The 24,998-nt window shown below is 64.5% G+C and carries 23 protein-coding genes and 2 pseudogenes; 10 read left to right on the top strand and 15 right to left on the bottom strand.

The window, feature by feature from the left end:
* Positions 1 to 950 (bottom strand): Tar ligand binding domain-containing protein (locus VMJ11_RS23695; RefSeq protein WP_325622328.1); only part of this gene is annotated, 950 nt, incomplete at its 3' end.
* 380 nt (positions 951 to 1,330) lie between these two features.
* On the opposite strand from VMJ11_RS23695, the gene VMJ11_RS23690 reads away from it, so the two are divergent.
* Positions 1,331 to 2,557: a YeeE/YedE family protein gene (locus VMJ11_RS23690; protein ID WP_325622326.1), complete on the top strand. Its 1,227-nt coding sequence runs from the start codon at positions 1,331 to 1,333 to the stop codon at positions 2,555 to 2,557.
* Between the two features lie 111 nt (positions 2,558 to 2,668).
* Here the strand turns inward: VMJ11_RS23690 and VMJ11_RS23685 are convergent, their stop codons facing one another.
* Both VMJ11_RS23685 and VMJ11_RS23680 read right to left on the bottom strand, forming a co-directional pair.
* Positions 2,669 to 3,256: a BPSL1445 family SYLF domain-containing lipoprotein gene (locus VMJ11_RS23685; protein ID WP_325622325.1), complete on the bottom strand. Its 588-nt coding sequence runs from the start codon at positions 3,254 to 3,256 to the stop codon at positions 2,669 to 2,671.
* 402 nt (positions 3,257 to 3,658) lie between these two features.
* The gene (locus tag VMJ11_RS23680; RefSeq protein WP_325622324.1) at positions 3,659 to 5,251 is read right to left on the bottom strand and encodes an MFS transporter; all 1,593 of its coding nucleotides are present in this window, start codon (positions 5,249 to 5,251) and stop codon (positions 3,659 to 3,661) included.
* Between the two features lie 347 nt (positions 5,252 to 5,598).
* On the opposite strand from VMJ11_RS23680, the gene VMJ11_RS23675 reads away from it, so the two are divergent.
* Together VMJ11_RS23675 and VMJ11_RS23670 are read left to right on the top strand one after the other, a co-directional pair.
* Positions 5,599 to 5,730, top strand: coding sequence for a hypothetical protein (locus VMJ11_RS23675; RefSeq protein WP_325622322.1), 132 nt, complete (start codon positions 5,599 to 5,601; stop codon positions 5,728 to 5,730).
* A 678-nt stretch (positions 5,731 to 6,408) separates the two neighbouring features.
* Complete coding sequence (locus VMJ11_RS23670; RefSeq protein ID WP_325622321.1) at positions 6,409 to 6,618, top strand: hypothetical protein; 210 nt, start codon at positions 6,409 to 6,411, stop codon at positions 6,616 to 6,618.
* A 251-nt stretch (positions 6,619 to 6,869) separates the two neighbouring features.
* On the opposite strand, the pseudogene VMJ11_RS23665 reads toward VMJ11_RS23670, so the two are convergent.
* Positions 6,870 to 7,517: pseudogene (locus VMJ11_RS23665) on the bottom strand (MFS transporter); the annotation flags it as partial.
* A 144-nt stretch (positions 7,518 to 7,661) separates the two neighbouring features.
* The gene (locus tag VMJ11_RS23660; protein WP_325622319.1) at positions 7,662 to 8,546 is read right to left on the bottom strand and encodes a LysR family transcriptional regulator; all 885 of its coding nucleotides are present in this window, start codon (positions 8,544 to 8,546) and stop codon (positions 7,662 to 7,664) included.
* Between the two features lie 133 nt (positions 8,547 to 8,679).
* Here VMJ11_RS23660 and argC point away from each other — a divergent pair, with 133 nt between their 5' ends.
* A complete protein-coding gene (gene argC, locus VMJ11_RS23655; RefSeq protein WP_325622317.1) occupies positions 8,680 to 9,609 on the top strand; it encodes an N-acetyl-gamma-glutamyl-phosphate reductase in 930 nt (309 codons plus the stop codon).
* Here the strand turns inward: argC and VMJ11_RS23650 are convergent.
* From VMJ11_RS23650 to VMJ11_RS23640, 3 genes and pseudogenes are all read right to left on the bottom strand, one after another.
* Positions 9,598 to 9,855, bottom strand: a pseudogene (locus tag VMJ11_RS23650) (FAD-dependent oxidoreductase); the annotation flags it as partial. The gene argC and the pseudogene VMJ11_RS23650 sit on opposite strands and share 12 nt — an antisense overlap.
* A gap of 206 nt (positions 9,856 to 10,061) precedes the next feature.
* The gene (locus tag VMJ11_RS23645) at positions 10,062 to 10,928 is read right to left on the bottom strand and encodes an NmrA family NAD(P)-binding protein (RefSeq protein WP_325622315.1); all 867 of its coding nucleotides are present in this window, start codon (positions 10,926 to 10,928) and stop codon (positions 10,062 to 10,064) included.
* A 148-nt stretch (positions 10,929 to 11,076) separates the two neighbouring features.
* Positions 11,077 to 11,208, bottom strand: coding sequence for a hypothetical protein (locus tag VMJ11_RS23640; protein WP_325622313.1), 132 nt, complete (start codon positions 11,206 to 11,208; stop codon positions 11,077 to 11,079).
* A 309-nt stretch (positions 11,209 to 11,517) separates the two neighbouring features.
* Between VMJ11_RS23640 and VMJ11_RS23635 the strand changes: the two genes are divergently transcribed.
* Positions 11,518 to 12,435: a LysR family transcriptional regulator gene (locus VMJ11_RS23635; protein ID WP_325622311.1), complete on the top strand. Its 918-nt coding sequence runs from the start codon at positions 11,518 to 11,520 to the stop codon at positions 12,433 to 12,435.
* A 131-nt stretch (positions 12,436 to 12,566) separates the two neighbouring features.
* Positions 12,567 to 13,088, top strand: a complete 522-nt coding sequence (locus VMJ11_RS23630) for an SDR family NAD(P)-dependent oxidoreductase (protein ID WP_325622309.1) — start codon at positions 12,567 to 12,569, stop codon at positions 13,086 to 13,088.
* A 24-nt stretch (positions 13,089 to 13,112) separates the two neighbouring features.
* Here VMJ11_RS23630 and VMJ11_RS23625 read toward each other — a convergent pair whose 3' ends face one another.
* Complete coding sequence (locus tag VMJ11_RS23625) at positions 13,113 to 15,146, bottom strand: pyridoxamine 5'-phosphate oxidase family protein (protein WP_325622308.1); 2,034 nt, start codon at positions 15,144 to 15,146, stop codon at positions 13,113 to 13,115.
* Between the two features lie 236 nt (positions 15,147 to 15,382).
* On the opposite strand from VMJ11_RS23625, the gene VMJ11_RS23620 reads away from it, so the two are divergent.
* Positions 15,383 to 16,327 carry a LysR family transcriptional regulator gene (locus VMJ11_RS23620; protein ID WP_325622307.1) on the top strand — a complete coding sequence of 315 codons (945 nt, stop codon included), beginning with the start codon at positions 15,383 to 15,385 and terminating at the stop codon, positions 16,325 to 16,327.
* A 104-nt stretch (positions 16,328 to 16,431) separates the two neighbouring features.
* Here the strand turns inward: VMJ11_RS23620 and VMJ11_RS23615 are convergent, their stop codons facing one another.
* Entirely contained in the window at positions 16,432 to 17,430 is a 999-nt protein-coding gene (locus VMJ11_RS23615; RefSeq protein ID WP_325622332.1) for an NAD(P)H-quinone oxidoreductase, read from the bottom strand.
* Positions 17,431 to 17,617: 187 nt separating this feature from the next.
* Here VMJ11_RS23615 and VMJ11_RS23610 point away from each other — a divergent pair, with 187 nt between their 5' ends.
* The 3 genes from VMJ11_RS23610 to VMJ11_RS23600 all read left to right on the top strand — a co-directional run bounded on the left by VMJ11_RS23610 (position 17,618) and on the right by VMJ11_RS23600 (position 19,508).
* Positions 17,618 to 18,484, top strand: a complete 867-nt coding sequence (locus tag VMJ11_RS23610; protein WP_325622306.1) for a LysR family transcriptional regulator — start codon at positions 17,618 to 17,620, stop codon at positions 18,482 to 18,484.
* A 34-nt stretch (positions 18,485 to 18,518) separates the two neighbouring features.
* Positions 18,519 to 18,653: a hypothetical protein gene (locus VMJ11_RS23605; protein WP_325622304.1), complete on the top strand. Its 135-nt coding sequence runs from the start codon at positions 18,519 to 18,521 to the stop codon at positions 18,651 to 18,653.
* Positions 18,654 to 18,854: 201 nt separating this feature from the next.
* A complete protein-coding gene (locus VMJ11_RS23600; protein ID WP_325622302.1) occupies positions 18,855 to 19,508 on the top strand; it encodes a glutathione S-transferase family protein in 654 nt (217 codons plus the stop codon).
* Positions 19,509 to 19,681: 173 nt separating this feature from the next.
* On the opposite strand, the gene VMJ11_RS23595 is transcribed toward VMJ11_RS23600, so the two are convergent.
* The 5 genes from VMJ11_RS23595 to VMJ11_RS23575 form a co-directional block, all read right to left on the bottom strand.
* A complete protein-coding gene (locus tag VMJ11_RS23595) occupies positions 19,682 to 20,629 on the bottom strand; it encodes a DUF2950 domain-containing protein (RefSeq protein ID WP_325622300.1) in 948 nt (315 codons plus the stop codon).
* A 26-nt stretch (positions 20,630 to 20,655) separates the two neighbouring features.
* Positions 20,656 to 22,092, bottom strand: coding sequence for a DUF3300 domain-containing protein (locus VMJ11_RS23590; RefSeq protein ID WP_414694459.1), 1,437 nt, complete (start codon positions 22,090 to 22,092; stop codon positions 20,656 to 20,658).
* A gap of 230 nt (positions 22,093 to 22,322) precedes the next feature.
* A complete protein-coding gene (locus VMJ11_RS23585; protein ID WP_414694458.1) occupies positions 22,323 to 23,609 on the bottom strand; it encodes a TAXI family TRAP transporter solute-binding subunit in 1,287 nt (428 codons plus the stop codon).
* Positions 23,610 to 23,807: 198 nt separating this feature from the next.
* A complete protein-coding gene (locus VMJ11_RS23580) occupies positions 23,808 to 24,242 on the bottom strand; it encodes a MarR family winged helix-turn-helix transcriptional regulator (protein WP_325622296.1) in 435 nt (144 codons plus the stop codon).
* Between the two features lie 38 nt (positions 24,243 to 24,280).
* Positions 24,281 to 24,998, bottom strand: a 718-nt coding sequence (locus VMJ11_RS23575) for a thiolase family protein (protein ID WP_325622293.1), incomplete at its 5' end; no start/stop codon positions are given.

Genomic DNA, 24,998 nt, shown 5'->3' with positions numbered 1-24,998 from the left:
GTGTTCTGGCGCACCGCCGCCGAAAGCTCCTCGAGGCTCGCTGCCGTTTGCTCGAGCGCGGCCGCCTGCTGCGAAGTGCGATCCGAGAGGTCCACGTTGCCCGAAGCGATCTGCTTCGCGCCCTGCGTGATCTCGTGCGTGCTGCCGCGCACGCGCGCGACGGTGCCTATGAGGTCGTCGCGCATCGTCTGCAGCGCGGTCAGCAGCTGGCCCATTTCGTTGTTCGAGCGCACCTTCACATCCACGGTCAGGTCGCCCGCCGCGATGCGCTCGAAGTGGCGAATCGCGTGGCTCACCGGCTTCACGACAGCAGCGGCGAGCCCCGCGCGCGCAATCACGCCGATCGTCACGCCCACCACGGCAATCACGCCGAACACGATGAGCGAAAAGCGAAAGCGCTGCGCGGCGGTGTCGGCGTCGTGCTGCTGGCGCGCGGCCTGCCAGGCCTCGAGCGCGTCGATCGCTTTTGCGTAGGTGCTGTAGTAGCCGTCGGCGGTCTCGCCCTGGATCGTGCGGAAGATGTTGAACTCGTTGTCGACGAGCGCCTTGTACTCGGGCTCGAGCGCTTCGTCGACGAGCGCCTTGCGCGCGGCGCCCACGGCCTGCGCGAGCCGCGCCTCGTCGGGGTCGTCGAACGGGCCGGCGCTGTAGCTCGCGAACGCCTTGTCCGAATTCGCGATCATCTGGTGTGCCTGGTCGAGCATGCCGTCGGTGGACTTGCCCACGCTGAAGCGCGTTTCGTAGCTGCCAAGCGTCAGACGCACCTGGAGCAGCTGTTCGGAGCTGGTCTTGAGGGCGTTGAGCGACTGCGCGCCGCGCTGGGCATCGCGCAGGCTGTCGTTGGTGATCTTGAGCGCGCCATAGGACACGCCGATCACGATCAGCAGGAACGCAACGAAGATACCGATAACGAGCGTAAGCCCACCGCGAATGGTGATGTTTCTAAGCATGAGGTCTCCGTAGCGTTTTTCTCATCCAGGCCGATGCGATGCTGCGTAGCCCGACGCACCCTCGCATCTCGTCTCGACTATCGGCACGCGGCGAGCTGCGCTGCATAGGGGAAATCCATGACGCGCGCAAGGCTTCACGGCACGCTGCCTGGCCGACGCGAGATTCATGCTATCGTTGCGCCCTCACCGATTGTTTATTTTGTTCGTCCGGGCAGCCCACCGGCGCGACGCACACTCCGGCTCCCACTCGCCGTCAGAACGGTCTTGCGCCGTCGCCTCGCTCGCTACCCGTCTGCGACTCGCTGCCGCGGCGCACTGCCGCAACCCTGCGCCGCCGCGTTGTCATTCCGTTTTTTTTCGCACATCCGTTGCGCTCGATCATGTCCGACCTCTCCACGCCGCTCGCGCGCGCGCCGCGCCGACTCGACTCCATCAATCCGAAGCCGCTCGGCATCGCGCTCCTGCTCGTCGCGCTTGGTGCCGTCTATCTCGCGCAAACCGTGAGCGCGCGCCAGGCAGCGCTCTACGGGGTCGGCGCGCTGCTCGGCATGACGCTCTACCACGCCGCGTTCGGCTTCACTTCGGCGTGGCGCGTGTTCATCGCCGACGGCCGCGGCGCAGGCCTGCGCGCGCAGATGGTCATGCTCGCCATTGGCGTGCTGCTGTTCTTCCCCGCGCTCGCGGCGGGCTCGTTGTTCGGCCACCCCGTCACGGGCCTCGTCTCGCCCGCGGGCACCTCGGTCATCGTCGGCGCGTTCATTTTCGGCGTGGGCATGCAGCTGGGCGGCGGCTGCGCCTCGGGCACGCTCTACACGGTGGGCGGCGGCAGCACGCGCATGGTCGTGACGCTCGCGGCCTTCGTCGTCGGCTCCGTGGTCGCCACCGCGCACATGCCGTTCTGGACCTCGATGCCGCAGCTCAAGCCCTTCTCGATCGTGAACGCGCTCGGCGCCGCACCCGCCATCGTGCTGAACCTCGTGGTGTTCGCGCTCATCGCCGCGCTCACCGTCGTCATCGAAAAGCGCCGCCACGGCCGCCTCGTGAACGAGACGCTGCGCACGCCGCACGCCTCGCCGTGGCTGCACGGCCCCTGGCCGCTCTTCGCCGGCGCGGTCGCGCTCGCAGTCCTCAATTTCGCGACGCTCGCGCTCTCGGGCCGCCCGTGGGGCGTGACCTCGGCGTTCGCGCTGTGGGGCGCGAAGGGCTTCGCCGCGCTCGGCCTCGACGTGGCGAGCTGGAAGTACTGGATGGCCGGCCCGAACGCCGCCGCGCTCGCCGCCCCGGCGAGCCACGACGTCACCACGGTGATGGACATCGGCATCGTGCTCGGCGCGATGGCCGCGGCCTCGCTCGCGGGCCGCTACGCGCCGGTGTGGCGCATTCCGCTGCGCTCGCTCGTGGCGGCCGTGATTGGCGGCCTGCTGCTCGGCTACGGCGCGCGGCTCGCGTACGGCTGCAATATCGGCGCGTATTTCAGCGGCATCGTTTCGGGCAGCCTGCACGGCTGGCTGTGGCTCGTGTGCGCGTTCGCGGGCAATGTGCTCGGCACGAAGCTGCGCCCGCTGTTCGGCCTCGAAGTCGAACGCGTAAAAAATACGGGCTGCTGAAACCGCGCGGTTCATTCACGCGCGATGCGCGCACAAATGACGAAGGGCAAGGCGTTGCGCCTTGCCCTTTTTACATGGTCCGGCACTCTTTCGCCGCCGGATTGAACTCGCCTATATGGTCAGGCGGTTGACCTTCGTGCCCGCGAGCGAGACATCGGCCATCAGGCCCGCGTTGGTGAGCACGAACGCTTCCACCGGGCTCGTGGCCGTGTTGGTGTCGAGGACGCCATTGGCGCCCAGCGTCACGAGCGCGACCGAGGCATCGACGCCTGCGGCCCAGCCGTCCGTGCTGCGGAATTTGTCGAGCGCGTCCTGCGTCATGAAAGCGAAGATCAGAGCCTTCGACTGGGCACCCGCCTGCAGGCCAAACGAGCCCGACACGGTACTGTAGTAGCCCACCGTCGCGCCGCCCACGCGCAGCGCGCCCTCGCCGTACTGCCCTCCGACGATGAAGCCAGCCTGCAGCACCTCCGGGAACACCAGCACGCCGCGCGACTTCGCGAGAAGCTCGTGCGAGCCTTTGACGGTCGAATAGAGCCGCGACAGGGTGCCGTCGACGGATGCATCGATCGACTGCCGCTTGGACATGTTGGTCGATGCCGATGGATTCGAACCCGTGGTCGTAGTGCAGCCTGCGAGCGCGAGACCGCCGGAGGCAAGCGTCACAGCCGCCGTTAGCATGAAGTTGCGTCGTTGCATTTGGTTTTCTCCACACGAGTGAGAGGTGCTGAAATCAGGCCGCAAGCCGCATGCCCGCCCCCTCCGGTCCAGTTGAGCCAGACAAAGCTTCGGGCGACGCAGCCGTCGCCCCGGGCTGATTGTGCCCGAATTACGTGTGGAGCATCTCTCAGTTCGGCAGGTGCGGATGTCGACAGAAATGACCGCCGCGCTTGCGCGGGCAGCAGCCGGGTTTCGGTGACGACATACAGCCATACGGCGGTGCCGCACCATCCCGACATAACGGGGCGCAAAGATGCATCTGATCTGGGTATGCAGCGGCTGGAGCGAAGTGGCCAGGCGCAGTTTCACCGATCCGACAGGAAAGGTCGCGGACCGACGCACGAGCGGGGAGGCAGTAGTCGACGCCAAGGGCGCCTATCGTCATTCGTTTTGCGACTGCGCCTCGAGGTAGCCGACCCGCACGGGCGGCACGAACCACGCGAGACACAGGCCGACCAGCGCGCACGCGCCAGCCACGGCGAGGCCCATGTGGATCGACTCCACAAGTGCGCTGCGCGCCGAGCTCATCATCGCGTCGCCGGCGTGGCCCGCGCTCACGAGGCGATTGATGAGCGCTGCCTGCTCGGCGCGATCCACGAGCAGTTCGGGACTCGCAAACGACTTGAACCACTGCGTCGCCTGATACGAGTCCAGCGAGCGATGCACGCCCATCGTGTAAAGGTGCCCGAGCAGTGCACCCGTTATCACCGTGCCCAGCATGCCGCCAAACGTGCGCAGCGATTGCAGCAGCGCCGTAGCGGCGCCGATATGGTCCCGTGCGACGATCTGCTGCGAGCACACCGTGAGGCTCGTGCCGATGAGGCCCAGCCCCATGCCGCTCGCGCCCATGCACGCCATCCACACGAGATGCGGCTCGTTGCCTCGCAGGGCGACCACCGCGAGGCTCGCGAAAGCGGACAACGCAAAGCCGACGTAGAGGAGCGCGTTGGCGCGCCGGATGCGCGTGACCACCCGGTTGTTCACCACGCTTCCAACCGTCGTACCAAGCAGGAGCGGCGTGATCAGCATGCCCGATGCGTGCGGCGACATCGCATAGCCGCCCTGGAACAACAGCGGCACGTAGAAAACGAGTGAAAACATCGTGAAGCCACCGAGCACCGACATCGCAAAGAGGGCGCCGAGCTTGCGATCGAGCAGCATGTCGACGGGAATGATCGGATAGCCCATGCGCTTCTCCCATAGAAACAGGGTCAGCGAACAGGCCAGCACGGTCGCGCCGAGCGCGATCGTCGAGGTAGTCCATCCTTGATTCGGCAGCAGCTCGATCAATATCTGCAGCGCGCTGAACGTGACGGCGACGACGAACGCGCCGAGCCAGTCGAGACGCAGCCGCGCGCCGTCACCGGCGCGGCGTAGATGCGGCAAAAAGGAGTGCACAAAGAAGAGTGCCGCCACACCCACTGGCACGTTGACGAAGAATACGAGCCGCCAGCTTCCATGCTGGGTCAGCATGCCCCCGAGCGTTGGCCCGACCATGTTCGCGAGGCCGAACGTCGAGGTGACGAACACCAGCCAACGCAGGCGCAGCCTTGGATCGGGAAACAGGTCGGCGACGGTGGCGAACACTGTCCCGATCATGATGCCGCCGCCAATGCCCTGCAGGCCGCGCGCAAGCACGAGAAACAGCATGTTGCTCGCCATGCCGCAAAGCACCGATGCGAAGGTGAAGACAACGATTGCCGCCAGCATGAAGGGCTTGCGACCAAACAGATCACCCAGACGCCCGAAGATTGGAATCGTGATGACGGATGCGAGCATGTAGGCCGTCGCGACCCATGCGTAGAGATCGAAACCCTTGAGTTCCGCGACGATACGCGGCATCGCTGTGCCAACTACGGTCTGGTCGAGCGCGATCAGCATCGAAACCGACGCGACACCGAGCATCGCCAGCAGCGACTCGCGAAACGGAAGCAGTTGCCGCCCTTGATCGTGAAGCTGAATGCCAGTGGCCATGGAGCACTCCTCACCGCGCGAAGCGACTGATCTGCCGTGCGGCTTCCGGTATTCGGAGAACAGTCGCAGCATCGGCAAACGGCGAGTCGATCGGCCCCGCGTATGTCCTTCACGCTGCGTCCCATGATGGTACGCCCGCAAAATGCCAATGCAACGACGGAATCGCGGGCGTTCGTGACAGGGCCTGCACGCGTTCGGGCATAGCGCCACAAGGGTGTCACGTCGAACGACAGTCCCCGTTCGAAGAATCCTTATGGTGCGGATCTTTTAAGCCGGCACTCTGTAAGTGACCCGCTAAATCATCCGGCCTATTCTGAATTGGTTGGGTGGATAGGCGGAGGTGTTCCATGAAACCCTATTTGATCGCGATTCTGGTCATCGTCGCCGTTGCAACGACAATTGCGCAGCCGATGGCGTGCTATGCCCACGATAGAGCAGACGGCTATGCGGGTCCACCGCCGACCGGATTTCGCAAGTGAGACTTCCGCAGCCGCGGTCGTGCGAGGCGGCTGCTGTGATTGACCCATTGGAGACGGCAAATGAAAGCGCGACGCATCTTTGCAGCTTTGCTGGCTGTATCGCTTGTCCTGGCACTTCCAGCTTCGACGGCTTACGCGTGCGATAGCTATAGCCAGCCAGGCAGCAACGGGAAATGAAGCGCAGGCGTGAATAGCGACCGACAGCAAGGCATACGCCAACAGAACGACAAGGCCCGGTTCCGGCATGGAAATTCCGGGCTTTATTTTGCTCCAGACGCATGTAACGACAAGGCCGGGCAAGGCATCGCTTTTCATGCTCTCTTGCTCTCTGCGCGCACCCTTCTGAATTGGGACTTCTTCTGGCGCTCGAAGCTACATCCGCTTTTGGATTCGTTGACGGCGAGTTGCCATACAATACATAGTCATCCTATGCAAATCCAGTGCAGCTGGACACAATAAATGCTCTCCCACCACAGAGCGTTTCTTGATGGTCCTGGCCCCACTCGGTCCTCGGGACCTGATTCGGCTCGTCGGTTGCGAAGCATGTACCGTGGATCCGGACGCTGGGCGACCTCGATCGTGTCTTCACGCGAATTGCACTACGCCGCGTCTACATGCTTGCTGCAACTACGCATCTGTATCGAGATCAACTCGCTGCATCAGAAACAAGTGACTCCCATGACAGACGAACCTGATCCTGATCCTGCTTCGGATCCCGATAAACTGAAGGGCCCAGGCGGCATGACGTTGCGGCAGATTCACGAACAGGTGCAGAAGTCCGTGCAGCGCGACCGCGATGCGCAGGCTGCCCACACCTCACCCGCTCCGCCGCAAAGCCGGTGGCAGCGATGGGTGCGCTACGTATGGGGCCGCAGCGGACGGCGCTAGCCGCGATTTGAAAAGTGAAGTGCCGGTCGCCTGCCGCGTTTCCGGGATTGGCGGTTCGCGACCCGTTGCTGCCAGACACTCGCTCATTCCGAGGGGCCGAACACAAGCGGCAAACGGCCGGTCAGAGATCCTCTTCAGTCGGACAGGCTTTGCTTACCAAGGTTAGCGTTCTAGCTTTCAGTAGCGGTGCGTCAGGCCGCCGGACATCTCCTCTCCTTGATCTAAAAAGTCAGTCTTTGCAGTGGGCCGAGTCAGCGATTGACGGTTTTGGCTGGCACGAGGAAAACAAGCACGGCGCCGATGACGATAGCGACGGAGATAAAGATAAGCCCAGCTGTTGACTTACCGGTCAGGTCGTTCAACCAGCCCACGATAGCGGGCGAGAAGAAGCCTGCGAGATTGGCGAAACAGTTCGCTGCGGCGGACATGCCGCCGAGGAGCGCGGTCGGCAGCGACCAGAACTGCGACGACGAAGCGAGGATGCCGGCGGCGGCCACACTGACACACACCAGCGACGCGCCAACTCCGCCGAGCATCGGAAGCGTTGCAAAGCCTGCCGCCGATACGAGCATCGGGATCGCAAGATGCAGACGCCGTTCGCGATGGCGGTCCGCGCTTGCTCCCACCAGCGGAAGCGCAATGATGGCGCACAGGTACGGGATGGCCGTAAAGACGCCCACCCACAGCGGGTCCGCCACGCCGGATTTGCGGATGATCGTCGGCAGCCAGAACGTCAGCCCATACTGACCGAGCACTACGCAGAAGTAGATGGCTGCCATCAACCACAAGCGACGATCGCCGATGAATGACCTGATCGACACATGCGCGACTTTGTGGGCGTTGTCGTTTGCCACGTTGCGTGACAGGAGCGCCTTCTCCGCATCAGTGAGCCACTTGGCAGCGTGGCCGGCTCCGGCCGACGCGGTCCGCTGGAGCCGACTCAATTCGGTTAGCTAACTTTCTACGACCCAACCATTCGTCCGTCGCTACGTGCAATACGGCCAAGCTCCCGCCAGAACGAACCGAAGCAGTAAAAGCAACGCCTACGCCAGCCGCAGATCCCACAACACATCAAGTACGTGTTGCGTGGAAGGCTCGACGTACCCAGCACGATGTGCAATACCGAGCCGACGCCACAACGCCGGGCGCAGCGGACGCATGACAATCCGCTTGTCGGGCGATGGCGTTGTGGCCTCATGGGGCAACAGCGCTGCGCCGTAACCCGCCGCTACCAGACTCTTGATCGCGTCGTTGTAGTTGAGCTGAATGCGCGGCGCAGGATGGTGCCCCGCGCTCGCGAACCACTCCGCAGTCAGACGCGAGAGACGCGTGGTCGCGTCATTGAGAATGAGGGGTTGAGCGGCGAGCCATTCAGGCGTGACGCGGGCCGGACACCGCCAATGCGCCGGCACGAAGGCCATCACGGGGTCGCGGCGCCAAGGCTTTATCACGAGCCCGGCCACCGGTGGCTGAGGCAGCGCGACCAGCCCGACATCCAGCGTTCCGTCCGCCAGTCGGGACAGCGTTTCATGCGAAGTCAGTACTGCGATCTGAATGTCGATGCCGGGATGGTGCTGGCGCAGCACCTCGAGCGCTTGGGGCAACAGGTGCGCGATCGCGCCAGTCGACGCGCCGAGCCGCGCGCGCCCTTCGAGCCCCTGCACCTGGCGTTGAATATCGTCTAGAGCCTGCTCCGCATCGGCCAGCAGCCGACGCGCGCGTTCCACCAGCACCTCTCCTATCGCCGACGGCCTGACATGTCCGCGCTTGCGTGACAGGAGCGGAGCCCCAATGCGGTCTTCGAGTTCGGCGATGTGGAGGCTGACCGTTGGCGGCGCCAGGTGCAATGCACGCGCCGCATCGGCAAATGAACCACGGTCGGCAATCGCGACCAGTGTGCGCAAGCGGTCCAGGCTGATCTCTCGCATGTCGGCTTCCTGATTCAGAAAAGCTGAATGTACGGGTTGTGAAATTCAACTTTCGCTATTCTAGCGGTACAGGGAACATAGGGGCTCGTTCCAGCTGTTACACCTCATATATAGTCCGCGGAGTATTCCACTTATGAGCTCTCCCGTTGTTTTCATCGACGGCGACCAAGGCACCACCGGGTTGCAAATCCACGAACGGCTACGTAACCGGACCGACCTTCAACTGCTCACGCTTGCCGCCGCGGAACGCAAGGATCCGCGGCGTCGCGCAGAAGCCATCAACGCCTGCGACATCGCCATCCTCTGTTTGCCTGATGCCGCCGCGCGCGAGGCAGTGGGCGCCATCGTCAATCCCGCCGTGAGAGTCATCGATGCCAGTTCCGCCCACCGCACGCAGCCGGACTGGACATACGGCTTTCCGGAAATGACGCCGGGACAGGCTGAGCGCATCGCGAGCGCACATAGGGTCACCAATCCCGGTTGCTATCCGACCGGCGCAATTGGCTTGCTGCGTCCACTGTTGCAGGCTGGGCTCATACCAGGCGACTACCCTGTGAGCATTCATGCGGTGTCCGGCTACTCCGGACGCGGGCGTGCCGGCGTGGAGGAACACGAGGGACAGGGTGCCGTCAACGCGCCTGCATATCAGGTGTACGGTCTGGAACTCGCGCACAAGCACACCCCGGAGATCCAGCAGCACGCCGGGCTCGCGCAGCGTCCCATCTTCGCGCCTGCGTATGGCGCGTTCCGCCAGGGCATCGTGCTGACGGTGCCCCTGGAATTGCGGCTGCTGGCACCCGGGGTGGATGACGCCGCGTTACACGCATGCCTCGCACGCCACTATGCCGAAACGGCCCACGTACGTGTCTTGCCGCTGCACGAATCGTGCGCGTTGAAGCACCTGGATCCGCAAGCGCTGAACGGTACGAACGACATGCGCCTTAGCGTATTTTCCAACGTGGAGCACGGGCACGTCCTGCTGTCCGCGGTTTTCGATAATCTTGGCAAAGGCGCATCCGGTGCTGCGGTTCAGAATCTGAATCTGATGCTCACGCAGCGATAGGGGCCGATGGCTTGGGCTGGTGCCCGCCTTGCCTCCTGGCGCCGTGGCGTCCAGAACCACCACCTTCAGCCCCTCTGATGCTGCACAGACCGCGGCCGCGAGGCCAGCGGGTCCCGCGCCGACCACAACGAGGTCGAAACTCGCGCGATTCAGCCGATCCGGACTCAGGCCGATTGCGTCTGCGACGGCCCTGTTGCTGGGCCGCCGCAGCACGTTGACCTGCAACGGGACCACAATCGGGATGTCGAGCCTTTCGTCCAAGGTGGGATACACCTGATGGTGGCGGCTCCCGCCTGACGACAGCTCGCCGGTATTGCCTGAAGAGTCGTTGCTCATGGCGGGCTCCATCAAGTCAAGATCCGATCCTTGTCGTGGAACTGCTATATCCAGCGCGGATCTGTTACCTCCTGTTGCGGCACGCGATCGCACCCGTGTTCTAGAACCAGGCGGCATCAGCCAGCTTGCGACAGCAGCCCCCGCAGTACTGGTTCCAGTTCCACATGGCCTTTGACCACGGTTGCCTCATCCCCTTCGAAGTCGATCCAGCCCTCGTTGAAGCCATCGAGCATCTGGATGCGCGGCATCGGGTCTTTCATACCTTGTGCCCGGAACAATGCACCCCACGTTTCGCGCGGAACGGCTTCGGCCCGAACCGGGCGCCCGAGAATCCCGGCGAACGCCGCTGCGAGGTCGTTCGGACTCACACGATGCGGCCCTTCCAGCTCCACCACGCGCTTGCCGTTCCAGGTCTGCTGCAGCAGTTGCGCAGCAACGCGCCCGACATCCGCTGTCGCGACCATCGGCACGGCTTTATCGAGAGGTTGCAGAAAACTGTGAACGCCCCCTTCGTCGCGCGCCGGGCCGACGTCCCACTCGGCGTTCTCCATGAACCACCCAGGGCGCAGGAACGTGACCGGAACCGGCAGTTCACTGAGCGCCTGCTCCATCAGCGTGTGCTGAGTCAGCAGATTAGTTTGGGTCGCTTGCGCGCCTATGGTCGAAAGACAGACGACCTTGCCGGGACGCACTGATTCGAGCGCCGCTTTCACAGCGTCGATGACTCTGCGCGCCTCCGGAAAGCCCGGCAACGGATCGAATTCGGGGGGCGGCAGGATGAAGACCCCGGCGGCACCTTCGAACGCGGCGGCGAGCGACGCCGCATCGTCCATGTTGGCGGCCGCCACTTCGCAGCCACGCTCGGCCCATCCCTGTGCGCGTGCGGGGTTGCGCACGACAGCGCGCACGGTTTGATTGGCAAAGAGCAGCGTCTGCGCGAGGGCGCCGCCGACCTTTCCGGTAATGCCTGTGATTGCGTACATGATCTAACTTCCTTGTCTGGTTAAATGCCGCCGTATCGGTGTGCGGCGTGATAGCGATGTGCGGGTCACCAATTGCAGCGGGTGATTTGAACAATCATTTCGCACTCCTTTTAAAATGGAACGAACAATTCGCTGTGTGACGCGCTAATCAGCGATGTGCGTAGAGCGAGTCAAACGGCGCCTGCGCATGCGTGGCGGTTGCGCCGGATACCTGAGCATGTCCAGCAACAGGGAGGGCGATGGTGGCTGCGATGGCAAGTGCGAGATGACGGGTATTCATGGCAATGCTCCTTTGGGCTGCTGAGGGTGACACGTGCTGTTGGCATGCATTGTGGGCAAACGCGACAAGAAACTAAATGACATGAATGACACTTTAGAGATGACAGATGGTTACTAATCGGTCATAGTGCGTTTTTTGACGCCCTGTGCAGGGCCAGCCAGCAGCGACCTTCGCACGGGCACTGAATCGAATGTTCGGGACCGGCGGCGTGGCCTTCTATCGCGGCTGCAAGTCGGAGTTGTCCCGGGTGCCAGGCGGGAATTCGACTGAACTTCTTCTGAGCATCTGCATGAACGGAATGCGGGGCCTATGAGATCGTCCAGCGGGAATCTCTCGAGCGGTATCAGCGTATTTGCGGCCGTCGTCGATGCGGGCACGTTCGCGGCCGCCTCGGAATTGATGGGTATGTCGCCACCTGGCGTTAGCCGGGCCATCGCCCGACTCGAAAGCCGGCTCAAAATACGGCTCTTCAATCGGACGACCCGCGCCATTTCCCTTACTGAAGAAGGCCGACGGTTCTATGAGCAGGTCATGCCTCACTTGAGAGGACTGGAGGAAGCGGCGGCAGCCGCGAGAGGAGGCGCCGCGACAGTGCGCGGGAAACTGCGAATCAATCTTGATCCCGTTTTTTCGCGAATCATTCTGGGCGCAAAGCTCGACGAGTTCATGGATGCGCATCCTGACCTTGAACTTGAGTTCATTGCCAGAGATCAGCTCGGTGACCTGATCGTGGACGGCTTCGATCTGGCATTGCGATTCGGCGAGCCTCGCTCGTCCAGTCTGATTGCACGAAAGCTCCTTGACACCGCGGTTGTCACTGTCGCGTCGCCGTTGTACCTCGCACGGCGGGGCCGGCCAGCGGAACCTCAAGAGCTGAGTCGTGGCGTGCACAGGTGTCTCGAATTTCGGAACCCGGATACCGGGAAGCCGTATCAGTGGGAGTTCCATCGCAAGCGCAAAAAGATCGTTGTCCAAACGAATGGACGCCTTACGGTGAACGATCCGAGCGCACTCCTCAATGCGTGCCTGGCCGGCTCCGGGATAGCACAGATGCTTCTGCTCGGAGCCGAGCACCTGATCCGGGAGGGACGGCTCGTCAACCTGTTCCCAGACTGGCCGGATGAGCGCTTCCCGCTCTATGCGTATCATCCATCGCGGCACCAGATGCCAGCCAAGACGAGGGTGTTTCTCGACTTTATCGTCGCTTTGACGAGTGCGAGCGAGTAGCCGATATGTGCCCCTCCCATTCCCGCATCGGTGCCTCCCGCAACGCAACCGTGGTCAGCTTGCTGCCCCCATCTTGCATGCCGCCACCCCGGCTGGCATGACTGCCCCGTCCTGCACGAGAGGAGATCCCCATGCCAGCTCTTTCGCCCGACCTCAACAATCGCGTCGCCCTCGTAACCCGCGGTTCGCGCGGAATTGGCCGCGCCATTGCCGTTTCGCTTGCCGCTGCCGGCGCAACGGTCGCCGTCAACTACCGCCAGCGCGAGAGCGAAGCTGCCCGGGTCGTCTCGCAGATCGAAAGCGCCGGAGGCCGGGCGATTTCGGTGCGCGCCGACGTCTCGGTTGCAGATGACGTCAAGCTGATGATTGCAGAGGTGGAGAGCCGTCTCGGAGTCGTCGACGTGCTCGTGAACAACGCGGGCGCCGGTACGTTCTGCGACATCGACACGCTCACGGAAGTGGAATTCGACCGCACGCTCGCCGTCAACCTGAAGTCGGCATTTCTATGCACGCAGGCGGTGTTGCCCGGCATGCGTGCGCGTCGTTGGGGCCGCATCGTCAACCTTTCTTCGGCCGCCGCTCGTGGTGGCGGCCTCGTCGGTGTTCACTACAACGCATCAAAAGCCGGCCTCGAAGGCCTGACACGCGGCTAAGCGGCGCGGCTGTGCGGCGGTGCGCTACAGATCCAGCGTCACGCCACCCGCCGCCGGATGTCCGACGCAGATCAGCGCATAGCCCGGCTCGACTTCAAAGTCCGGCGGCTCGGCATACTCCACGCTGCCATTCAGCACGCGCGCAGCGCAGGTCCCGCACATGCCGGAGCGGCAGCTAGACCGCGCGTCGGCGCCGCTGCGCTCGGCGGCATCGAGCAGCGAGCCCTGCTGCGGCTGCCAGTGCACGGTTTTCCCCGTACGTGCGAACGTGACGGGCGTGCCCTTCGTTACCTCATTTTCAACCGGCGTTCGTGCGGGCGCGCGCTTCAGGCTCGATGGCCCGAACGCCTCGAAGCGAATGCGTTCGTCCGCGATATTCAGCGCTCGCAGACCGTCGTACAGATCGCGCATGAACGACTCGGGGCCGCACAGGTAGAAGTCGTAGTCGTCGAACGGCAGGAAACGGCGCAACGCATCGACGTTCACGCGGCCCGCGAGCCGGTCGCCATCGGGCGAATCGACGCGCGCGGCGCTATCGAACAGATATGCCGACACGTTCGGATCCGCGCGTTCGACCTCGCGCAGTGCCGCCGCGAACGGTCTTTCGTGCTCGCCACGCGCGCCATGAAACACATAGATACGGCGCTTCGGTTCAAGCGCGCGCGCCGCGTCGAGCATCGCCAGCATCGGCGTGATGCCGATTCCCGCCGCCGCCAGCACGATCGCGCGCGGGCTGCCTGCATCGAGCGTAAACGTTCCGCGCGGCGGCAGCGTGTCGACCAGCGCGCCGGTGCGCGCGTGCTCGTGCAGCCAGTGCGATACCGCGCCATCGCGCTTGACGCTTATCCGATAGCGCTGCGGACGCGCCGCATCATGCGCGGCAGACAGCGTGTACGTGCGCGTGAGCGGCTTGGCCGATCCGGGCACGGTAACGCGTAGCGGCAGATACTGGCCCGCTTCGAACGGTGCGAGCGGATGGCCGTCCACCGGTTCGAAATGGAACGAGCGGATCGATGGGGATTCGTCGCGCACCTCGGCGACGCGCAGCGCGCGCCATGCCGGCGCCGTGATTTTTTCCGGCACGGACGCCGCCGCACGCATCGACTCCGCGAACTGCGGCGCATATTCGACGGCCGACCACCGCAACGGCAATGCTTCCCGCACGCGGCGCACCTCTGCCAGATGAAACCGCACCAGCCGTTGCGCCATCGGGAATTCTGCGACCTCCGGGCCGCTCCAGATCACGTCGGCGCGCACCGCCAGATACAACAGGTCACCGCGTGCGAAATCGACGAACAGCAGCCCCGCGCGCGGATCGCGCAGCAGGTTGCCTATCGTGTTGAAGAAGCTGTTGCCGGTGAAGTCGGGCGCAGTCAGCGTGCGCGCGCTGTCGATCCGCACGAAGCCGGGCGCGCCGCCGCGATGCGACACGTCGGCGCCGCGCGCCACGCCTGCCGACTCATCGAGATTCGCCGTGGCGATGAAATACACGTCGGCGCGGGCGATCAGCGCGCGATCGTCGTCCGAAAGCGTATCGGCGTGTTCGACCGTGACTTTCGCCGCCGTATTGCCGACGAACGCCGGTTCGCGTCCGTTGATGTACTTCGCGCAGTTGCCAAAGCTCTGCTTGACCGCGAGCGTCACCACGCCGCCATCCACCGACTCGATCACGCCGTTCACGCGGTTGCGCCGCCGTGTGTGCGGCTGGATGCCGAGGCCGCCGATGCGCGCGCCCGGCACCCAGCATCCCGCCAGCGGATCGCCTGGCAGCGCGCCGCCGTCTATGCGCAGCGTGCGGCTGTCCGGCGTCGATACGAAACCCGCCGTGCTCGCGCGCAGCGTCGCCCACGGCTGACCGCTTGCGTCGACGCCGCCGAACACCATGAACGGCAGCATCTCGAAGAACGCGCGATGCTGATCCGGCATGTAATCGCGGATACTGCGCGCGCCGCTTTCGAGCGCGAACTCGGCGACGCCCGCGCGCAGTTGCGCCTCCCGCTCGCCATCGTGAAACGGCCCGGCGGCCTGATAGGACTTCAATTCGGCGAGATCACTCATGAGGGCCTCAAGTTGATGGCGCTGACGTGCCGCTTACGCAGCGAGCCGTGCCGCCTTCGTCGACGGCATCGGCAAGCAGCCCGGCAGCGCGGCGACACATTCGAGCCACGCGCGCAAAGTGCTGATATGGCCCCACCCACCTGCGCGGCAGGGAGCCCCCAGATTAGGCGATCACCGCGCGCGCGAGAAGGCTGCTAACCTTGCAAACATTTTCTATCGAAAGTGGACAATCAACGATGACCGACGTACGCGACGTGAATCTGAACCGGCTCGCGGTGTTCGTCGCCGTGGTTGAGGCGGGCTCGCTGACGGCGGCTGCCGAAAGGCTCGGCATCGCCAAGACGATGGTCAGCGCGCATATGCAGCGGCTCGAACGCGAGGTCGGCGCGAGCCTGATCGCGCGCACCACGCGGCAACTCTCCGTCACCGATGCGGGCCGAGCGTTCTATGACGCCAGTTGCCGCATCCTGCACATGACGGAAGAGGCGCTTTCGGCGGCGTCGGGCGCGGCCGCGCCGGTGCGCGGCGCGCTGCGCGTGAGCGCGCCGGTGGACTACGGCGCGCAGATCGTCGCGCCCGCTCTCGTCGATCTGCGCGATGCGTATCCGGAACTCGACATCGAGCTGATGTGCGCCGACCACTTTGTCGATCTGATTACCGAGGGGATAGATCTCGCCGTGCGGCTGGGCAACCTGGCCGATTCGAACTATCGCGCGGTGAAACTCGGCACCTACGTCCGATGGCTCGTCGCGAGCCCCGCGTTCATCGAGCGGCACGGCATGCCGAAGTCGCTGAAGGCGCTCGCGTCGCTGCCACATATCGCCATGAGCGTGCTGCCGCATCCGTCGACGCTGGAGTTGACGCGCGATGTCGAGCGGCTCGCGGCGGGCCGCGTCACGCATGGCGAGGCGGCGCGCAACGTGCGCTGCGAGAACGCGCTGCGCGTGAACACGGCGACGGCGTTGCGAGCGGCGGTCCTCGCGGGCGGCGGCTTTGCGGCGCTTACGGACTTCTCGATCCGAGCCGATGTGGCGTCCGGCAATCTCATCCGGCTGTTGCCCGAATGGTCAGGCGTGCCGTCCAACGTACAGGCCGTGTTCCCACCGACGAGCTACCCGTCGAGCAAGGTGCGCGCGGTCATCGAGGCGTTGAAGGCGCGGATCGCGAAAAGCGCGGTGTGAGCGTGGCTGTCTGCGCTTGCGCGTCGGGATATATGGCGCTTCGCGCTGGCACGCGCGCGTGCGTCGACGTGCGCGACATGTCGACGGCGTGCCGGCGCCGCGCATCAAGCTGTGCGTGCCGCCCGGGTCGTCAACACGATCTTGCCGATATGTGTGCCGGAATCCATCAGCGCATGCGCGCCAGATGCATCGTCGAGATCGAAGGTCCGATAGATCAGAGGCTTCACCGCACCGCGACGAATGTGCGGAAACACGGCTTGCTCGAGATCTTCGATCAACGCGGCTTTTTCCTCGTGTGTACGTGAGCGCAGCGTCGAGCCGATATGCGTGAGCCGCTTCGACAGCATCGGGAACAGGTCGAGCGACTGCGCCGGCCCCTTGATTATCCCAATCTGGACGATGCGGCCGTTCATCGCAGCCGCTGCGTAATTCCGTGCAACGTAGTCACCGGCAACGATATCGACGACTACGTCGACGCCCCGCCCGCCCGTCGCGCGCATGACCGCCTCGACGAAATCCTCGTTGCGGTAATCCACTGCGAGATCGGCCCCGAGCGCAATGCTCGCGTCGCGCTGTGCGTTAGAGCTGACCGTTGTGATGATCTTCGAAGCACCGAATGCCTTCGCGAGCATCGTCGCTGTGGTGCCGATTCCGGATGCGCCACCGTGAATCAACACGCTTTCGCCCGCCGCGAACCTGCCGCGCTGGAACAGGTTCAGCCATACCGTGAGGAAGGTCTCCGGCATCGCGGCAGCTTCGACCATCGAAAGCCCTTGCGGGGTCGCCTGTGTGTTGCTCTCGTGCGCGACCGCATACTCCGCGTAGCCGCCGCCCGGGACGAGCGCGCAGACAGAATCGCCACGCGCGAACCGCGTGACGTCACGCCCCACGGCCACGATCTCGCCCGCGACTTCGAGCCCCGGGATGTCCGACGCGCCCGGCGGCGGATCATACAACCCCTTGCGCTGCATGACATCAGGACCGTTCACGCCTGCCGCGTGAACGCGGATCAGGACCTCGGCCGCTTTCGGCACGGGAACCGGCCGCTGCACGGGTACCAGGACTTCGGGGCCACCCGGCCGTGTGATGTCGATTGCGGTCATCGCCGCGGGAATGGCATACGCTTCATGTGACACGACTTCATCCTCCTCAAAACGCCTGATGCGTCGCGACTTCGAGCGAGATGCCGAATCGCTGCATCGGTGGAACAAAGTCTAGAGGCACCGATGTGGCTTGACACGCAGCGAATTTCCGATCGTATGATGCAAATTTGCATCAGCGGGAGGTGACATGAACTGGGACGACGCTCGCATCTTCGTGGCGCTCCATCGCGAACGGACCCTGCGGGCCGCCGCACGCGCGCTCGACATCGACCAGGCGACGGTAGGCCGCAGGCTTGCCGTGCTCGAACGCACGCTCGGCGCGACGCTGTTCCTGCGCACGTCGAATGGCTACGAGCTGACGCCGGTCGGCAGGATCGCTATCCGCGCCGCCGAGGCGATGGAGCAGTCCGCGCACGATCTCGTGCGCCACACGCAAGGCGTGGACAAGCGCCTGGCTGGAGAGGTGAAGCTCTCGACGACGGACGCGCTTGCGCAGGAATATGTGGTGCCGGCGATCGAGCGCCTGCATGCCAGGCACCCCGATGTATCGGTGGTGCTCGACACGACGACCCAGGTCCTCAATCTCGCGAAGCGCGAAGCCGACATCGCGATCCGAACCGTGAGACCGCGAAATCCGGAACTGCTCGCCCGCCGTCTCGCAAGCTGGGAAGTCGGGTTGTTCGCATCGCCGGACTACGTGCGGCGGCGCGGCGAACCCGTGCTGGGCGAGCGGTTCGCCGGGCATGATCTCGTCGTCTACCAGCCGTTTGTTGCCAAGATTCGCGTGCCGTCGTTCGTCGGGGAAGCGCTAACGAGCGGTCGCATCGTTGCGCGGCTGAATACGAACCTGACGCTGCGCGCGACGCTCAAGGCGGGGCTTGGCATCAGCGTAATACCAGTGCCGATGGGCGAACGCGACGGTCTCGTGCGGATTTGGCCCGACCTTTCGAACGACGCACCGTATGAGATCTGGCTCGTTACGCATCGTGATCTGCGACATACCGCGCGCATCCGTGTGACCATCGACGAGATCGTCAAGGCGTTCGGCGGATAGCTGCGAACTCGCCGGTCATGCTCGAGCAAACCTGTTGCTGGAAGAAATGCGCCGGGCTCGCGAGCAGCTGCTATTCGTGAAAGCGGGTGGGCATGGCCACGTGGCGTTGGCCGCGACATCGACGGTCGGGCTCACCGTACTGCCGATCGCGCTCGAGGCATTCACGTAGCGCATGCCCCAGGCCAAAGTCAGCCTAACCGAGGACGCCGGCACGGTCGCACTGCGAAAACTTGCAGACTAGTCCGTTATCGGCTGGCATGCTTCCCGTGAAGAAGTAACTTCACAGTCATCCTGAGCATTTTTACCAGCATGCCATCATGCATGGCAGTGCCGATAGAATGTGAGCTTCCCAAGCACGAGTACACATCGAATGCCGACAAAGAAACTGTTCTACTACCCCAGCAATGCAAGCATGGCTCCTCACATTGTTCTGGAGGAGATCGGCGAGCCCTTCGAGCTAGCGCTTGTCGACCGCACACAGGGCGAGCATAAGTCCGCAGAGTATCTGAAGCTCAATCCGAACGGGTTGATCCCGGTGTTGGTCGACGGCGATCTGGTCTTGTACGAGACCGCAGCCATCTGCCTGCACCTGGCGGATACGTCTGCGGCGAGCAGGCTTGCTCCCGAATTGGGGACGACGGAGCGCGCCGAGTTTTATAAATGGCTGATGTGGCTAACGAATACGCTGCAAATGTCGCTGATCGTCTACTTCTATCCTGAACGATGGGTCGATGCGGGCAATACAGCTGGCGCGCAACAAGTTCAGGCCCACGCCGAATCGAAGATTGCGACGTTGCTCGACCAGCTGGAGGCGCAACTTCGTGCGAGCGGTGGCCCGTGGCTGCTGGGTCAGCACTATACGGTGCTGGACCCCTATGCGCTGATGCTTTGCCGATGGACGCGCGGATTCGCGAAGCCAGCGCGTGAGTGGCCGCTACTCGGCGCCTGGCTGCAACGTATGCTTGCACGTCCAGCGGTTCAGCGGGCGATCAAGACGGAAGGGCTTGGTGAGCCTTTGGTGTAAGCACTCGGCCCACGCCGGAACAATCCAACGCCTGTGCGACGCACTGAAATTCAAAGCAGCGCGTCGCCATCCCGCCAATGCGGCGGTTGATCCAGTACCGATCGCGGTGCCCACCGGCGCCCGTAACCCACACCAGATCACCAGACTCCGCCAAAGCACCGGCCGCTTGTCACTCAGGGCGTGGTGGGCTGCCACGACGAATCGGGATCGAACGACTTGATCGCCGCCGCTGTTTGCGCGCCATCCGGCCCGAGGTTCTTCTGGTAGACCTGCCCGTCCTGATTGACGATGAAGCTCATCACACCCGTCTTGCCGTACTGCGCCGGCCAGGCGACGAGCGCGAAGCCTCCGGTCAGTTCGCCGTTCTCGAGATAGTCGCGCGCCCCGCCGCTGGCATGCGGTCCCTGCGCGGTGAGGATGCGGAAGTGATAACCGTGATACCCCTCCTGCGGCGTGACTTTCGCGTTGCGCGGCATGGCTTCCGCCAGCGGCCCGAGCGGGCTCTGGGTCTCGCCCGGCGCGACTGGCCAATAGAGCCCGTCGTGCTTGCCCGGCGTGCTCACGAGGTGCTGCGCATAGTGCTGCATGAGCTTGCGATAGTCGTTCTGCGCGTCGACGTAGGCGAGCGAGGTGAGCATGGCCGCGCGCTCGTTGCGGCCAATGCGGCGCGTGGTGATTTCGCTCACGCCTTCGCGCGGGTCGAAGTGCCAGCCCTTGGCTGACTGCACGATGGGGATGGGCAGCGTCCAGCCGCTGTCGCCCACTTCGAGGTGGGCGCTCGCCTTGCCCGCCACCGGCGTGGCGTCGGGCACGACGCGATGGCCCTTCGCCCATGCGCCCAGATAGTCATCGATGTCGTCCCGACCAATGTTCTGGGTTGGGATGAATTCCTGGAAATCGCTGCCGAGCACGTGCCTCATCTCGCCCTGGTCGTTGGTCGCGAGCGCGTCGGTGAAGGCGTTCGCGGCGGCCTCCGGCGTGGCGTAGACGGCTTGCGCGTATGCCGCGCCCGCTCCCGGCAACGATGCCGGCAGCAGCGCGGGCGCGGCAAAGAGCGTGAGGGCCGAGCCGAGTGCGAGCGCGTAGTCATGCGGCAGGCGGCGTGCGTGAATGCGGATCATCGCTAGACTCCTCAAGAGATTCAACGTTATCGGCGGCCGAGGTGACGTCCGCCGCCGCCTCCGCCACCACCGCCGAAACCGCCACCGTGCCCACCGCCGCCGACGTTCGGTCGCGCCTGGGCCGCACCACCACCATTGACGCCGCCACGGCTCTGGGCCACCTGACGGCTTTGCTGCCCGCGCTGCTGGTCGAGCCGCGCATTGGCGCCGTCGCCCGCGCCGCGCAGCGCGTTGTCGCGGTTCGCGTTCTGCGCGCGGTTGTTGAGATCATTTGAGCGGTTCGCGTTCTGCGCACGGTTGTTCATCTCGTTGCCGCGGTTCGCGTTTTGCGCACGGTTGTTGAGCTCGTTACCTCGGTTCGCGTTTTGCGCGCCGTTCTGCGCACGATTGTTCAGCTCATTGCCGCGATTGCCGTTCGGCCCGTTGGCGCCATTCGCATTCGGACGGTTGCCTCCCTTCTGGATGTCCTCCAGCCGCTGGCTCGCATTGCCGCCCACGTTCTGGCCAGTGCGATTCTCCAGCGTCTGCATGGCCTGCGTACGCGACTGGTCGTAGCCGCGGTACTGATTGCGCTGCCCGTTAAGGTTCGCGTTGTTGAGGTTCTGCTGGCGACGCTCGACGTTGGCGTTGCGGTTCCAGTTCGCCGTTGCGTTGTTCGTGTTGATGCGGTTATTGACGTTGATGTTGTTGTAGCGGTTGACATTGACGTTCACGTCGTGGGAACCCCAGTTGAAGCCGCCCCACAACGAATTCGCCACTGCCACGCCCGCGCCGAACGCTAGTCCGGTCATCAACGCCGAGCCAAAGACGTAGCCCGGAGGCGGCGGCATGTACACGGGCGGATAAGCCGGATACGGCCAGGTGCCGTAGACGACCGTCGGGTTATAGGTGGGCACGTAGACCACCTGCGGATTCGCCGGCTCGATCACGATCGTTTGCGTGGCCGAGCCGCTCGGGGCCGGCTGCACCACGATCTTCTGCTGCTCGTTGGACTTGAGGTTGCCCGCCTCCTGCGCCCTTGCCCGCAGGCGCTGCACCGAATCCATCACGTCGTTGGGCTGCGCGAGAAACGCATTGCCGATCTGCTGGACCCATTCGGGCTTCGAGTCCATCGTGGCGAGCACCTGCGGGAACGCGACCAGCGATTGCACGCTCGGGTCCCACGGCTCGGATGCCACGGCCTTCACGGCGTCGTCGCCCTTCAGGTTCGGATTCGACTTCGACCACGCGGCTGCGGCCTGCACGTCCTGCGGGAACGTGGAGGCCATGAGCACCTGCGCGAGCAGCGCGTCGGGATAGAGCGCGATGGGCGCGGTGAGCGAATCGAGCTGCTGGCTCGAAAGATGGGCCGCGTTCTGCGCGAACACGGCGGTGGTCCCCATCGGCCCCACGAAAAGCGGCGCGCCCGCAAGCGTGGCGCACACGAGCCAGGCGAGGCGCCGGCTGACACCGGATGATTTCACGTTACGGTCCTCCCGGTTACGGAACGATGCTGCCATTTGTGTAGCGATCGAACATTCGCAAACCTATCGTGAAGAACACGACGATCTCTAAACGCTACGTCATACTAGAGCAAAATAAGGGGGCGAGATTCGCAAGTGTCAATGTGAAATGGGTACCAGCGCGCCGGACCGGCGGCGTGCATTTAACATACCTAACAGTATGGTGTACGTATCAATCATGCACATACCGCTCAGAGTGCCCGGGATGGCGAGTGCGATGGGTTCGCACTCAAATGCGCACGCACGAAGCCCACGTGTTCGCGCAGCACGTAGAAGGCGTCGGCATATGCGAGCGGCATGCGCAATGTGTTCAGAGAGTTCTCGATCTCGTCGAGCTCGTCGAGCAGCGCGCGCCGCTGCTCTTCGCTCGTATGCTCGAGCGCGTCGCGCTCGATGGCGATGAGCGCGCCGTAATAGCGATAAATGCGCGAGCGCACGCGCCATTGGTAGAGCGCCGGTATGGCGCGCAACGCGGGAATCACGAGCACCGCCAGCGGCAGCAGCAGCACGAGAAGACGGTTCGTCACGCTCGCGATCCAGAACGGCAGCGCGCGATAGAGAAAACTCTTGCCCGACTTGTAGTAACGCGAGGCGTCCTCGCTGATGCGAAAGTCGTGCACCGCCGGGCTCGGAAATTCGCCCTCGCGCTGCAGCAGCCCGGGTACGCCGTTCACCTCGCCCGCGGCTTCGATGAGCAGATCGGATAGCGCCGGATGCAGCGTGTCGCGCGCGACGAGCTCTACGGTTGGCCCGATGAGATGCACGGTGTCAGGCGGAATGCGCCGCGCCAGATCGAGCACGCCTGGCGGCAGATCGACGTTCTCCAGGTACGGGAAGAGGCGCGTATAGGCGGCCGCTTCGTCGAAGCTCATCACCGATATGCCGGGTATGCCGAGGAGCCGCAGCATCAACGCGCGCGTGGTGGAGTCGCCGCTCAGCATGGCGGCCTCGACCCTGCCCGAAACGAGCGCCGTGGCCGCGTCCATGCCGTCGAGCGGCAGGAAGGTCGAGTTACCGCCGGGTTCGATGCCGTTCGCGTCGAGCAGCTTCAGCGCGAGTTCGCGCGTGCCGCTGCCCACGCGGCCAATGGCAATGCGCTTGCCGTCGAGGTCGGAGAGGCGCGTAAGGCCGGAGCCGCGATAAAACACGACGATCGGCAAATAGGCCACGCTGCCAAGCGACATGAGCGAGCGCGTATCCTTGCCCTCGGCCACGCCGCCCTGCACGAATGCGAGGTCCACATGCTCCTTCGGATCGAGCAGGCGCTGCAGGTTCTGCACCGAGCCGTCCGATTCGAGAATCTTGAGCCTCACGCCGTTGCGCGCGAGGATCGTGCGATAGGCCTCGGCCATCTGCATGAAGGAGCTGTCGGTGGGACCCGCACTGATCGTGATCGTACGCGGCGGCGCGGGATCGACGAGCCAGACGACGAGCCCCATCACGATGGCGCAAAATGCCGCCACGGGCAGCGCGGACATCGCAAGGTCGCGCCACGCGGGGTGGGTATGGTCTCGCAGGAAATTCGGCGGCGGCGGTCGATGTCGTCTCATGAGAACCCGGCGGCACTGCGTCAGACCCCTGAAGCGCTCATCATGCCATTTTCGAGACAGATCTGATCGCTGGCTTGCCCCGCCTGCACCTGGTGCTTACGAGAACCTGATCGGGAAACTCACGCGTCAGCCCGCCGCTGCCTTTGTGAGCGCGAACAGCTCGGCGCGCAGCGCCTTCGCGCGGTCGCGCTTCAGGTGCTGCTCGAACTCGGCCTGTGCGTCGAGCCACAACGCGTGCGCCTTGTCGTAACGGCGCAGGCCCGCCGCCGAGAGCCGGTAGACGAGCGTGCGCGTGTCGTGCTCGGCCGCCGCCGTGAGCACGAGGCCGTCGCGCTGCAGCGGCTTCAACGCACGCACGAGCGTGGTGCGGTCCATCACGAGGTCGTCGGACAGCTCGGCGGCCGTGGCGTCGGGCCGGTTCGCGAGGCGTGAGAGCAGCGTGAACTGCGCAGCCGTCACGCCCGCCTGCGAGAGGTGGCGCTCGTAGAGCTGCGTGACGAAGCGCGCCGCCTGCCGCAGCGCAAAACAGTTGCATTCTTCGCGCGTCACCCGCTTCGTCATCGTCATCCCCGGTCGAACCGACTACTGTAGTGCGGCCATCATACTTTCTCGAGCGCGAGCGCGATACCCTGCCCGCCGCCGATGCAAAGCGTGACCACGCCGCGGCGCAGCCCGTCGCGCTGCATCGACCACGCGAGGCGCGTGGTGAGGATCGCGCCCGTCGCGCCGATCGGGTGGCCGTGCGCGATCGCGCCGCCTTCCACGTTCACGATGTCTTCGGGAATGCCCAGTTGCTTCATGACCGCGAGCGGCACTGCCGCGAACGCCTCGTTGATCTCGAAGCGGTCGACGTCGCCGAGCGACCACCCCGCGCGGCGCAACGCCATCTGCACGGCCGGCACGGGCCCGAGGCCAAACAGGCCCGGCTCGACCGCCGCCACGCCCCACGCCACGAGCTTCACCATCGGCGCGAGGCCCTCGGCTTCGGCGAAGCCGCGCTCGGCCACGAGCATCGCGCTCGCCGCGCTATTGAGGCCAGGCGCATTGCCGGCCGTGATCGTGCCGTCCGGGCGAAACGCGGGGCGCAGCTTCGCCAGCGCTTCGGGCGTCGTGTCGGGGCGCGGCGCTTCGTCGGTTTCGATGCGCTCCACGCCCTTTTTGCCCTTCACTTCCACAGCGACGATTTCTTCCTTGAAGCGGCCCGCAGCCTGCGCGGCCGCGAAGCGCTGCTGCGAACGCACGGCCCAGGCGTCCTGCTCCGCACGCGTGAGCCCCACCTGCGTCACGAGGTCTTCGGTGTGCCAGCCCGAATGCTGG

Source organism: Paraburkholderia sp. (assembly GCF_035501035.1).
Taxonomy (GTDB): Bacteria; Pseudomonadota; Gammaproteobacteria; order Burkholderiales; family Burkholderiaceae; genus Paraburkholderia.
Note: the sequence above shows the minus strand (reverse complement) of the source record. Positions and strands in the feature narration are given on the sequence as shown.

Excerpts from the sequence above, each read along its gene's own strand:
- VMJ11_RS23690 (WP_325622326.1), top strand. The coding sequence starts at position 1,331 with ATGTCCGACCTCTCCACGCCGCTCGCGCGCGCGCCGCGCCGACTCGAC.
- VMJ11_RS23685 (WP_325622325.1), bottom strand. The coding sequence starts at position 3,256 with ATGCAACGACGCAACTTCATGCTAACGGCGGCTGTGACGCTTGCCTCC.
- VMJ11_RS23680 (WP_325622324.1), bottom strand. The coding sequence starts at position 5,251 with ATGGCCACTGGCATTCAGCTTCACGATCAAGGGCGGCAACTGCTTCCG.
- VMJ11_RS23675 (WP_325622322.1), top strand. The coding sequence starts at position 5,599 with ATGAAACCCTATTTGATCGCGATTCTGGTCATCGTCGCCGTTGCAACG.
- VMJ11_RS23670 (WP_325622321.1), top strand. The coding sequence starts at position 6,409 with ATGACAGACGAACCTGATCCTGATCCTGCTTCGGATCCCGATAAACTG.
- VMJ11_RS23660 (WP_325622319.1), bottom strand. The coding sequence starts at position 8,546 with ATGCGAGAGATCAGCCTGGACCGCTTGCGCACACTGGTCGCGATTGCC.
- argC (WP_325622317.1), top strand. The coding sequence starts at position 8,680 with ATGAGCTCTCCCGTTGTTTTCATCGACGGCGACCAAGGCACCACCGGG.
- VMJ11_RS23645 (WP_325622315.1), bottom strand. The coding sequence starts at position 10,928 with ATGTACGCAATCACAGGCATTACCGGAAAGGTCGGCGGCGCCCTCGCG.
- VMJ11_RS23640 (WP_325622313.1), bottom strand. The coding sequence starts at position 11,208 with ATGAATACCCGTCATCTCGCACTTGCCATCGCAGCCACCATCGCCCTC.
- VMJ11_RS23635 (WP_325622311.1), top strand. The coding sequence starts at position 11,518 with ATGAGATCGTCCAGCGGGAATCTCTCGAGCGGTATCAGCGTATTTGCG.
- VMJ11_RS23630 (WP_325622309.1), top strand. The coding sequence starts at position 12,567 with ATGCCAGCTCTTTCGCCCGACCTCAACAATCGCGTCGCCCTCGTAACC.
- VMJ11_RS23625 (WP_325622308.1), bottom strand. The coding sequence starts at position 15,146 with ATGAGTGATCTCGCCGAATTGAAGTCCTATCAGGCCGCCGGGCCGTTT.
- VMJ11_RS23620 (WP_325622307.1), top strand. The coding sequence starts at position 15,383 with ATGACCGACGTACGCGACGTGAATCTGAACCGGCTCGCGGTGTTCGTC.
- VMJ11_RS23615 (WP_325622332.1), bottom strand. The coding sequence starts at position 17,430 with ATGACCGCAATCGACATCACACGGCCGGGTGGCCCCGAAGTCCTGGTA.
- VMJ11_RS23610 (WP_325622306.1), top strand. The coding sequence starts at position 17,618 with ATGAACTGGGACGACGCTCGCATCTTCGTGGCGCTCCATCGCGAACGG.
- VMJ11_RS23600 (WP_325622302.1), top strand. The coding sequence starts at position 18,855 with ATGCCGACAAAGAAACTGTTCTACTACCCCAGCAATGCAAGCATGGCT.
- VMJ11_RS23595 (WP_325622300.1), bottom strand. The coding sequence starts at position 20,629 with ATGATCCGCATTCACGCACGCCGCCTGCCGCATGACTACGCGCTCGCA.
- VMJ11_RS23585 (WP_414694458.1), bottom strand. The coding sequence starts at position 23,609 with ATGTCCGCGCTGCCCGTGGCGGCATTTTGCGCCATCGTGATGGGGCTC.
- VMJ11_RS23580 (WP_325622296.1), bottom strand. The coding sequence starts at position 24,242 with ATGACGAAGCGGGTGACGCGCGAAGAATGCAACTGTTTTGCGCTGCGG.